The sequence below is a fragment of the Puniceispirillum sp. (SeqCode) genome, assembly GCF_965657105.1.
Classification (GTDB): Bacteria; Pseudomonadota; Alphaproteobacteria; order Puniceispirillales; family Puniceispirillaceae; genus Puniceispirillum.
This window is the reverse complement of record NZ_CBFHNB010000071.1, coordinates 1-9,468: the sequence shown is the minus strand read 5'-3', so window position 1 is coordinate 9,468 and position 9,468 is coordinate 1. Positions and strand designations below refer to the sequence as shown.

Here is a 9,468-nt window from a genome sequence, read left to right as displayed (position 1 = left end):
AAGGCGTGGCTGATTTCTGCTTGTCTTGCCGGGCCATGATACACAAAATCCCCATTAATCACATTCGCAGGTGTGACCAGAATACTGGGCGCTGTTGGCTTGTCCGCACGAAACCGAAGCCGCCCGCCTGACCAATAAAACAGCACATGGATCGCCGCGCATAATTCGGCCATCAGCACCGCCGCCGATTTACGTGTCTTGATAACAGCATTGAAACGAAAGCGCGGATTGTTATCACCACCGGTGACAGGTGCATCGCAATAGCGCGCTATCGTGTAGAGATCAAATTTATCAACACTTTCAGGCGGCAGCCCCAGCCCCCAGTCACGCGCTGTCAGAATATCATAGATCACCCATGCCGGATTGTCTGACCAAGCGGTTTTGAACCGTCCATCCCATATCCCGTTATAACGCCGCCTTTCCGGATCATAATTTCGCGGCACGGCAAGCAATCGTCCCTTTGTGTCAAAGCTGATCGCTGGCGGACGACCAGCAAAACCCCGCGCATCAAGGCTCAACGCGACCGTTGCCATGCCCGGATAACGCAAAGCATCCCATGTCAGCCAAGTGATGCTGGTACAGGTCACATCATTAATCAAATCGCGGCTATTGCTGTTGGCCGTCATCCGCACAAGCCGGAATTTGCGCACCGTTGACACATCATTATCAACCGCGCTGAAACCGACCTGCATTTGTATTTCAAAGGGGCCAGACTGTTTTTCGCTCACCGTCTTACGCACGGCCTCGTGCCATCGACCACTATGCCAAACATCAATCCGTAAGGTCACTGCCGCACCGGTAATCACATGCCCGCGCCGATGCACAAGCCCGCGGCCAAAACGTAATGTCAGACGCGCCGCATCAACGCGCGCCCGACTGGCCACCCGTGCCAGTCCAGCGCGCATAATCCAGCCCGTATTTTGCACCTGCTCGACAACGTTAAAGCCGGGCATGGATACCGGGTTCTGATCCGGGGTGCCGTGGGTCTGCATCCAGCCGACACCTTCAAAATTTGCGGCACCATCTGTCGATTGCAATGGCACATCATCAAGAAAGATCGATTTGGCACCATCACGAAGCCCGCCAATCGGCCCGGCTGATAGCAGAAACTGCACCCGCGCCGTACCCGAAGACCGGATACTGTCAGCTACCTCTTTGACCTGCGGCACCTGCCAGTCACCACCGCCACCACCGGATTTCCCGCCGCGGCCGCTAATCATTGACGTTTCATTCATGTCCATGGATATCTTGCACGCCTTTCGATTATGTCAGTTTTTCGATAGCCACGCTTAATCCGGCAGAAATAACCGGCGGTTGCGTTACCCTGACCATGCCATAAATAAGGGGGATCGGTGTGCCTTCGGCACTTGATGCCGATGCGGCTATCACATCTGATTCAACGATACCAGCAGGCGCATGGATCTGTGGTGCCAGACTGTCGCTTGCCGATGACAGGATCAGCCAAGTCGCCGCCCCGCCCAGCAATTTGCTGCCAAAAAATCCAGCCGCCTCGCCAACGCCCGAACCGCCAAGCGTTGTCCCTAATCTTGAAAACTGACTGCCAATGCCAGCTTGAACGCCGGGGATAAATGACAAGCCAAGCAAGGTCAGCCCTAGCAGCATTTTGCCGTCGCCTTTGCCATGCCCCGCTATCTCCGGCCAGATATGCAGGTCGGGTTCGGCAAAAGGCGCAAACATGTTTGCCCCATCAAGCGGGGTCAGACGATCTGCCAATCCTGTTGCGATTGAAAACCGTCCCTGTCTTATGGCCGCGGCAAAGCCGTCACATTGATTTTCCAGTGCGCTTATGGCTTCATGCGGGCTGTCTATATGCAGTTTGAATAACTGGCCAAATTGTGCCAATGCACCATGTAGATAGATCGTTTTAAGCCTCATAACGCACCCAGAAATCAATATAGCGATACCAACGTTCGGCTGGTTCCTGGCGCGGCAGTCTGTGCGGCGCATAACCGTGGCGTCCGGCAAGATGATGCAGGATCAGCCCCTGACCGACCCAGACTGCCGCATGATTAATCACCTGGCCCAAAATTCGCATCATCGCAACATCCCCTATTTCACGCGGCACATCATCATCAAGCGCGCGGAAACCATATGCGGCAAAATTATCACGATACAGATTGGCCTGATGATGCTGGCCCCTACCCTCACTATCATCGTCTCCAGCGCCAATGCCGACCCACCATTCCCACGCACGCGGATAATCAGGCAAGTTGATCTGGCGTTGGCTGGCAAACCAGTCACGGATCAGCGCATAGCAATCCGTCACACCATGCCTATAGCCGCGCGTCATCAATGGTGCTGGGGTGCCGCCAAACCAGAACACACCCGCATGTGTTTGGCCTGTGGGAATGGCAATCGCCCAAGGTAGATGGCTAGCCTGTTGCTGAACCATGTCGTGCCGCGACGGAAATGCGGGACCTTGCGGATGCGAGTGCACAATGGCTTTGGCATGTTCGCCAGAAAACACATCTTGTTCGGACATTTCAAAGCACATGGTTCGGTCAACCGCCTGATTGGGCAATGGCTGAAAATAAGGACCATGTGACCCTGTGCGCACAACACCGCAGATTTCTTCATGCGCATTGTCATTCGCGTAAGCCATGATCGCCAGATCAATATCGTGGCCAAACATGCTCATAGGCGGCGCACCCCAGGAAAGCCCAGAAATGGCAAATTGAACAAAAATCGTTTCCGGCAGCCACTCATCAAATGCAGGCTGCATTCATCCTTGGCTGGATCGCGCGTGTTAGCCCCATCGGCGGTAAAATAGCTATCGCCCTGATAGGGGCATGTCACACCAGAATAATCAAACGCCGCCTGTGACGCATCCCAGCGTCGATAAACATGCTGGCATAAATCGCGTAGCATGACACGCTGCGGAAACTGTTTACCTTCAAGGCTTGCTTCGGCGCATAATTCAAGCCGCATAACAGCACGTTCAAGCCTTGCAATGCGATCAATCACCCAACGTTCGACCGGAAAGCAATTACCGCCGCCTTCACCATGTGGCGGGTCAAGTTCGCTGGTCAATGTCATGATCCGGCGCACCGCAATACCGCGCAACTGATCATGTGTTACGGCACCATTAAACAGACCTGTTACATTTGAAACTTCCAGAATAGGACGCGCCGGTGGGCCTTCTGCTGACCAAGAAAACCTGCTGGCCATGATGGGAAAGCTGCGATAAGTGGCTCCGGCAAAACTTACCCCACCACCTTGTACCGCCTCGGCAACAAACCGGAAAGGGGTGGGCTTGATGTCAATTTCAAACAGATGCACCAGCTTGCCCGGAAATGGTGCCGAGGCATCATCTGCTGAAATCATCTTTGCAGCGTTGATGTTGTCAGGCGTTGCACCTGAAATATGACCTGGTCGTTGCGTCATACTGTTCCTATATATTTGGGTTGACGGGTGTGAGTTAGGCTTCGATGAACAGCGCTTCTAGTGACGCTAGTGCCTGATTAACAGGCGTAATCTTCCATTCGCCACAGACAAACTGCGCAATAGTTGCGTTCGGCGGATGCCAGAAAAAGGGCGCACTTCCCGAAAGCCTGTCCAGAAACTGGTCAATGCGCGCTATATCGGCAACAGGCTTATCCAGAAATTTGACATGCCAGATACGTCGATGCGCCCCAATATGCCCAAACCGCTGTCGAAATCCGTTACCGAACTGGGCTTCGGACACGCGATGCTTGACCTGCAAAAAGGATGTCTGACTGGCCTCAATGGACGGAAAACGCGCCATCAACGCCGCCCAAGGGGATTCAGCAAACCGCCATCCCGCAGATAGGTCTCAACCCGTGCAGCCACTGCCTGATCCAGCGCCTCATTCAACGCCTGTGAAACGACTAACGCCATATTATCAATATCTGTATCATCCAGAGCCTCAGCCTTATCAGTGGTCACATTTATGGTTATGGGCGGCGACTCTGCTTTTGGCTGGTCTGCTGGCACGCTGGCGACGCCAAGTTGGCCATCGGCACCGCGCCGCAAGGGCAAAATAGCTTCGGGGCCTTTTTCACCTGCCAGTGCCAGAATTTGTGCGCCATCGATAACGCCACCTGCGGCAAAGCCTGGTAATGATCCACCTTGCAAAAGGCCAAATAATGACCCAGCAATACCTTGATTACCCCCCAGCATACCTGAAAATAGCTGTTCGACACTTTGTTTAAGATGCGTTTCAAGCTGGGCCTGAAGCCGTTGTTCAACACGTTTAATTTGACGTTCAAAAATGCGCTCAATCGACCCGCGCCCACTTAACAAACGAACTATATCATCAAGCTGTCGGGACATATGATCGCCCCCGCTACCGCCACGTCGGCGCATGTGATAACGCCGTGCCATCAGCCTGCATCCAGCTCTGCCATACCAATCGCAATAAGCGGGGATGATGACGAATCTTCTGGGGTGTGACGGCTTTCAAACTGGACTCGCAATAGAGGCGGCAAAGCCGGACTTGATGTTTCGATTTCACTGTTGGTGATAAGATTGTTGGGCAGTAGAACCACCACAGCATGACCTGTCTCATCATATATCGTGAGCTGGAATCTCAGCCGCGTATCTGCACGCAATATGGTGGCTAAAGACGGCGTATAAAGAAGATGTAAGGCACCATCAATGGCCAGCAATCCATCCGTAATGCCAAGTGGCGACATCGCGCTAAGCCCGAATAAAGGTGTCATGCCACCACGCGCCAAAGTCAGCGTCAGATGCGAAAGCGCAAAATCATCGGTCGAGCGCAACAGCCGTGATTCAGCACCCAATATCTGGATAGCTAATGCTGACGGCGTATGATTAAGATTGAAAGGCGGGCTAGCTGTCGCCGAAGGCATGGCATTACCCAATCGACTTGCTGTTCTTTGCGCTGGCGCTGACATTTTTCCAATCACCGTCGCCCCCAGCACCGCTTCACCGCCAGTGCCAATCGTCAACCGCAGACGTGACGATTTCAGACCGTGAAAATGCTGCCAATCATCGCGCCTATCAAAGCGCCGTAATAGACTGAATGAGGGCGGCGTCTGGCCTGCCCCCATATCAGGCACCAGCCATGATATTCTAGCATCGCGGGGCAACATAGTCAGCAATCCCGATATATTTCTATTACGCCACTGACCGCCAATCCCCGAAGCCAGCAAATCATCACCATTTCCAAACGCCAGTTGCCAGCTAATGTCGCCGCCTATATGGGTATGAATAAGCTGGCTTTTGGTCGCAAATTGTCCGCCTCCCAGATCCTGCCGACGGCGACGCGACGCTATCTGGGCAAGGCTTTGCTGCAAGACAGTCAGGGGTTTATAGGCAGTCGGCGGCATAGCCCAACTTGCTTCCTTGCCGATACCCAAGCACATATCCTGTCCCAGTCGTATCTGCATTACGCTGATCCTTCCCAGAGTAGAAAATCAAGTTCGATGTCTGTGAGCCAGAATCCGGCTGAAGCATAGGCTGGCTGAACCCGCAGATTGGTGGTGCGCACCTTGCCAAATTGTTTGTTTGAAAGGCATGTATCAAGCTGGGCAACGCCACTATCAGCTTGCGCCATACCTTTGCCCAGCGGCACCGCCAGGGTCAGGAACACCTGTCCCTCGGATACCATATCTGATGCCATGAACATATCCGAAGCCCCAGATAGCGAGACCGCGAACTTCAGATATCCATCTGCCATAAATGTCAGATCATCAGCCCGGGCATTTTCCCATATAAGCGGGCTTCGTTCCTGCCAGCATGCGGTCACAGCCGCCTGCAATTCGTCACGGACAGTTCTGCTCATTACTGTATGTCAGCACTGGATAGTTGTGCCTGAAACAGGCGTGATCCAGCCTCCCCAATCCGCAAGGCACTTCTTAGCCGCCATCGGTCATTTTCGATTATGACCGCATCGCCTTGCTTGGGCAGAACAATGGCGTCAGCCACCAGCAACAACGCTTCGGCCTCGCGCATATCAGCAGGTAGATTTTCATGCTCAACCGCCCGCAAACGATTGATAAGCACATAAATGGTATTGTCTTGGATGTTATGATCCTGGATGGTGTTATCTTGTCCAGATGGACCGGTGCCAGCCTGCAATAATCCTTTCCGTCCATAACGTGACAAAACTTCGCGCAAACGCTTATCATGAATCGGTATCATGTTCGCTTAATCCTTGTAGAGCTGGTTGTTTCCAGAAACGGCGATAGCAAGGCCTTTATCCGGCTTTGCGATGACGACGACCTGCTAGCGTCATAGCTTACGGCGACAGACCCTATGCGCTCGGACAGAACCGCCCCACGAAGACCAAGCAGTTCAGCGACGCCCCCGGCATCTTCAATCAAGGCAAGTGCCAGAACGCAGTTGGCATCTATCACCGCAGACGGGATTCCGCTGATGGTGCGTCCCGCCTTATCCTTAATGCCAGTACGTGGCCAGGCACGCAGCTGATCGACCGCTTGCCGATACCCCCGAAAGGTAAAATGCGTATCGATAAGATCAGCCGCCTTAACCAAAGCAGCCGCCTTTATCATGCTGTTAGCATCCGCCCAGTCACTATAGGCACGTATCTGACACCAGCGATCAGCCGCCGCAACATCAAGATAGGCGGCACTCATCTCACCCTCTCCTGCACAGCGCTATCATTTGCATACAGAAACTCTGAAATGGTAGTTGGTGGCCGAAAGCCATTATTGCGTTCGGACAACCGCCAATTACGAAACCGGGCAGTGGCATAAAGCTGGTAATCGGCTAGCGACACCACCATCTGCTGTTCGGTTCGGGAATGCTGAATGATAACAGCCCTATCAGCCATAACCGCATCTGCTTTATGGTTACCGGTTTCACGCATCGCCATAAATCACACAGGCTAATTCTGGGCGTATCATAGCCACACCCCAAAGCACATCAAACTCCCACATGGTCTGTTTGTACTGGCGTGTAACCTCCAGCCGTAACGAAAGTCCGGTCTGCGGGTCAGACACCGACATGATCTGGCCATTCAGCCCGCTTTCAAGACCTGCGGCTGATAATGGCCGCATCGCCAGCGCAACCGCGTCACGATGCAGAACCAGCCCGACCTTATGCGTCGGCTTGAAAATGACTTTATGACTTGTATTCAGCGCTTGCCCAATAGGCTTATGCAGCGTGATCTTGGCATGTGCAGAATTGCTGGCCGCAACCACAGATTTGACGCGATGCACGGTCTGGTCAGCATCATTTTTGATAACGAAACTATCACCTGGATTGATAGTGCTATGGCGGGTATTGACAGTAATTTCAGTCGCATCTTCCTGATTGGTTTTGGCAATGCTAACCTCGCCAACATCATTACCCGCATTTGGTAATAGATCACTGGAAAACCAGTCGATTCCAAATTTGCGGCCAATTTCACCTTCCATCGGCACACTATTGGTGCCAGCTTTGTCAGCATCATGAAATTGTGGCAACCCAAGCGCATTGGCCTCCATATCATAGTCAATTATGGCAAAACGACCGGTTTTTGGTGCCGCCGCTTTATTCATGAAACGTCGTGCCTGAATAGCACAAGTGACACCATGCCAGTCTTTGACATCAGCAATGTTGGACGGCACCGGCTGAAACGGTATTTCACCTGGCAACCCAAGCCCGTGGGCAATCAATTTATGCGTATCAATGATTGACTGATTCACGGCTCCTGCCAGCGCATGGATCGCTTCGGCCATCTGCATCGGAATAAAATCGGCGCTACTTTCGATTTTGGCCATCTCATCGTCAGTCAGATAAAATGCGGCGCGTTTCCAATTATCCAGCGTGATTGACACCGATGAAATCGATGTATCGGGAATATTACCCGTAAATGTCTTGCCAGGCGTCACGTCACTTACCGCCACTGGACTGCTGATCGGCACATCGATGGCATCACCACGGCGGGCGGCATCGCTGGAAAAGCTGCTATTGACAAGACGGGGCAAGATCGCACGTTCGCGAAAATGTAAAAGACCACGCGCAACAATGCGTGGCATCAGGGTTTCTAATTGGTTTGGCAAAAGTCTCTCCTTTCGAATGAAATGGTCATTACGTAGTTTGAAATGTTTGTTCCTATAACAATGGCGGTGCGCTATGCGCCGACATGCAAAGTCATGCGGCCGCTGGCCAACGCCTCCAGATTGTTGTTGATCGCATCACCATCCGACGCATTAATGCTGTTCGCCATCACCGCATCCGACATGCCCGCGCCGGTTCCGGCTTTCATGTCGGGAATGGATGTATCTGGATTATCCGGTTTTTCAGGCGTATCGGGGCTATCAGCTATTGTGGCCGCCTCATTGGTAACTTTGTCAGCGCCCGCACTCACTTTGTCACTTTGCGGCTCATGATCTGGATCGGTGATGCCGGCATGTGGTGATAGATTATCGTGCTTGTCTGTTTCATTATTCATGTCTTTATCATTCATGATTACCTCTTTGGTTTATGGATTTTAGGCGCGATTTTTGACGCCTGTGTCGGGGCTGGGATGCCACCGCCTACTGCTAGAATGCCACGGCGGGTGATTTCGGCCAGAAAGGCTTCCTGACTGATTTCACCAGCCAGCCTTGCCCTTAACAGAATGTCGGCCTCGCTGGCCGCGTCATCGCTGACGGGAAAATGACGGGCAATCTGGATCTGTCCGGCGGCACCATCGGGCACATCCAGCCAGTCCGCGGCCATTTCAAAAGCCGCCTGCAAGCCATCGCGCAAGGTCGCGATCACGCCTGTCAGGGCGGCATGTGCCTCAGCCGCATCAATCGCACGGCCTGTCGCGGTCTCGTTACCTGGGCGACGGCGTAACATATCCAGACCCAACACAGCCATACGATCCTCAAGATCGATAAGATCCTGTCGGCCAGCGTCAATGGCGGCACCCGAATGTTCGACAAAGCGCAAATCAGCTGCCGGATCATCCGCCATTATCAGGCGGTTAGGGCCGATTTCTATATCACCTTCGGCTGCCTGCAACGCCCGGCCAAACAGAATAGGCACCCGTGCCACATGCAGAATATGGCGCTGATCACTAGCCGATTGCCAATGCGCAAGATTAAGCCAAGCAAGATCAATCAAGGGTGGGCGCGACTGCATGAAACCTGACGGGGCAACATTCAAAGTGACAAGCGGCGGGCGGCCATAATCATGCTGACCTTCGGCAGTGACGTGCCATGTGCCAATGACGCTACTATCAAGATCACCGCGTGGATGCCATAATTGCCACGCATGACGTCCAATCACGCGAACAGCTTGGCTTGTTTCTTCACCAAAGCGACCAACGCGCCTGATATGCGTTTCGGCAATCCTGATTTCGCTAAGCCCGTCATCATCACGCGTTGCCCCGATCAACTGACTGGCAGTGACCATGACCAGATAAGGCGCACCACCGGCAACTGGTCGATCAACCAGAATATGCACCATGCCATCGATCAGTAACCGTTGCAGAAGGCGCTTGGCAAAATCGCCTAGCGACGTGCCCTC

At 53.2% G+C, this 9,468-nt stretch carries 14 protein-coding genes; all 14 read right to left on the bottom strand.

What is annotated here, in order from left to right; all coding sequences use genetic code 11:
- A partial coding sequence (gene gpJ / locus ACTF7Q_RS09400) for a TipJ family phage tail tip protein (RefSeq protein WP_438997581.1) occupies window positions 1–1,235 on the bottom strand: 1,235 nt, incomplete at its 3' end.
- Between the two features lie 28 nt (window positions 1,236–1,263).
- Entirely contained in the window at window positions 1,264–1,896 is a 633-nt protein-coding gene (locus ACTF7Q_RS09395; RefSeq protein WP_438997580.1) for a hypothetical protein, read from the bottom strand.
- Window positions 1,886–2,659 (bottom strand): Mov34/MPN/PAD-1 family protein, encoded by a 774-nt coding sequence (locus ACTF7Q_RS09390; protein WP_438997579.1) that lies wholly within the window; start codon window positions 2,657–2,659, stop codon window positions 1,886–1,888. Before ACTF7Q_RS09390 ends, ACTF7Q_RS09395 begins: the two co-directional genes overlap by 11 nt.
- The gene (locus ACTF7Q_RS09385; RefSeq protein ID WP_438997578.1) at window positions 2,656–3,405 is read right to left on the bottom strand and encodes a phage minor tail protein L; all 750 of its coding nucleotides are present in this window, start codon (window positions 3,403–3,405) and stop codon (window positions 2,656–2,658) included. Before ACTF7Q_RS09385 ends, ACTF7Q_RS09390 begins: the two co-directional genes overlap by 4 nt.
- A 34-nt stretch (window positions 3,406–3,439) precedes the next feature.
- Entirely contained in the window at window positions 3,440–3,766 is a 327-nt protein-coding gene (locus ACTF7Q_RS09380) for a phage tail protein (protein ID WP_438997577.1), read from the bottom strand.
- The gene (locus ACTF7Q_RS09375; RefSeq protein WP_438997576.1) at window positions 3,766–4,365 is read right to left on the bottom strand and encodes a hypothetical protein; all 600 of its coding nucleotides are present in this window, start codon (window positions 4,363–4,365) and stop codon (window positions 3,766–3,768) included. Before ACTF7Q_RS09375 ends, ACTF7Q_RS09380 begins: the two co-directional genes overlap by 1 nt.
- On the bottom strand, window positions 4,365–5,393 hold the full coding sequence (locus ACTF7Q_RS09370) for a phage tail tube protein (RefSeq protein ID WP_438997575.1): 1,029 nt from the start codon (window positions 5,391–5,393) through the stop codon (window positions 4,365–4,367). Before ACTF7Q_RS09370 ends, ACTF7Q_RS09375 begins: the two co-directional genes overlap by 1 nt.
- The gene (locus ACTF7Q_RS09365) at window positions 5,393–5,788 is read right to left on the bottom strand and encodes a hypothetical protein (RefSeq protein ID WP_438997574.1); all 396 of its coding nucleotides are present in this window, start codon (window positions 5,786–5,788) and stop codon (window positions 5,393–5,395) included. Before ACTF7Q_RS09365 ends, ACTF7Q_RS09370 begins: the two co-directional genes overlap by 1 nt.
- A complete protein-coding gene (locus tag ACTF7Q_RS09360) occupies window positions 5,788–6,147 on the bottom strand; it encodes a hypothetical protein (RefSeq protein WP_438997573.1) in 360 nt (119 codons plus the stop codon). The genes ACTF7Q_RS09365 and ACTF7Q_RS09360 overlap by 1 nt, the downstream gene beginning before the upstream one ends.
- Window positions 6,144–6,602, bottom strand: coding sequence for a DnaT-like ssDNA-binding protein (locus ACTF7Q_RS09355; protein ID WP_438997572.1), 459 nt, complete (start codon window positions 6,600–6,602; stop codon window positions 6,144–6,146). Before ACTF7Q_RS09355 ends, ACTF7Q_RS09360 begins: the two co-directional genes overlap by 4 nt.
- The gene (locus ACTF7Q_RS09350) at window positions 6,599–6,841 is read right to left on the bottom strand and encodes a hypothetical protein (RefSeq protein ID WP_438997571.1); all 243 of its coding nucleotides are present in this window, start codon (window positions 6,839–6,841) and stop codon (window positions 6,599–6,601) included. The genes ACTF7Q_RS09355 and ACTF7Q_RS09350 overlap by 4 nt, the downstream gene beginning before the upstream one ends.
- A complete protein-coding gene (locus ACTF7Q_RS09345) occupies window positions 6,828–8,012 on the bottom strand; it encodes a hypothetical protein (RefSeq protein ID WP_438997570.1) in 1,185 nt (394 codons plus the stop codon). The genes ACTF7Q_RS09350 and ACTF7Q_RS09345 overlap by 14 nt, the downstream gene beginning before the upstream one ends.
- Before the next feature lie 71 nt (window positions 8,013–8,083).
- The gene (locus ACTF7Q_RS09340) at window positions 8,084–8,419 is read right to left on the bottom strand and encodes a hypothetical protein (RefSeq protein ID WP_438997569.1); all 336 of its coding nucleotides are present in this window, start codon (window positions 8,417–8,419) and stop codon (window positions 8,084–8,086) included.
- A gap of 2 nt (window positions 8,420–8,421) precedes the next feature.
- A partial coding sequence (locus ACTF7Q_RS09335; RefSeq protein ID WP_438997568.1) for a DUF4055 domain-containing protein occupies window positions 8,422–9,468 on the bottom strand: 1,047 nt, incomplete at its 5' end.

Coding starts and splice junctions, on each gene's coding strand:
- ACTF7Q_RS09395 (WP_438997580.1), bottom strand. CDS start 1,896: ATGAGGCTTAAAACGATCTATCTACATGGTGCATTGGCACAATTTGGC.
- ACTF7Q_RS09390 (WP_438997579.1), bottom strand. CDS start 2,659: ATGAGCATGTTTGGCCACGATATTGATCTGGCGATCATGGCTTACGCG.
- ACTF7Q_RS09385 (WP_438997578.1), bottom strand. CDS start 3,405: ATGACGCAACGACCAGGTCATATTTCAGGTGCAACGCCTGACAACATC.
- ACTF7Q_RS09380 (WP_438997577.1), bottom strand. CDS start 3,766: ATGGCGCGTTTTCCGTCCATTGAGGCCAGTCAGACATCCTTTTTGCAG.
- ACTF7Q_RS09375 (WP_438997576.1), bottom strand. CDS start 4,365: ATGGCACGGCGTTATCACATGCGCCGACGTGGCGGTAGCGGGGGCGAT.
- ACTF7Q_RS09370 (WP_438997575.1), bottom strand. CDS start 5,393: ATGCAGATACGACTGGGACAGGATATGTGCTTGGGTATCGGCAAGGAA.
- ACTF7Q_RS09365 (WP_438997574.1), bottom strand. CDS start 5,788: ATGAGCAGAACTGTCCGTGACGAATTGCAGGCGGCTGTGACCGCATGC.
- ACTF7Q_RS09360 (WP_438997573.1), bottom strand. CDS start 6,147: ATGATACCGATTCATGATAAGCGTTTGCGCGAAGTTTTGTCACGTTAT.
- ACTF7Q_RS09355 (WP_438997572.1), bottom strand. CDS start 6,602: ATGAGTGCCGCCTATCTTGATGTTGCGGCGGCTGATCGCTGGTGTCAG.
- ACTF7Q_RS09350 (WP_438997571.1), bottom strand. CDS start 6,841: ATGGCGATGCGTGAAACCGGTAACCATAAAGCAGATGCGGTTATGGCT.
- ACTF7Q_RS09340 (WP_438997569.1), bottom strand. CDS start 8,419: ATGAATGATAAAGACATGAATAATGAAACAGACAAGCACGATAATCTA.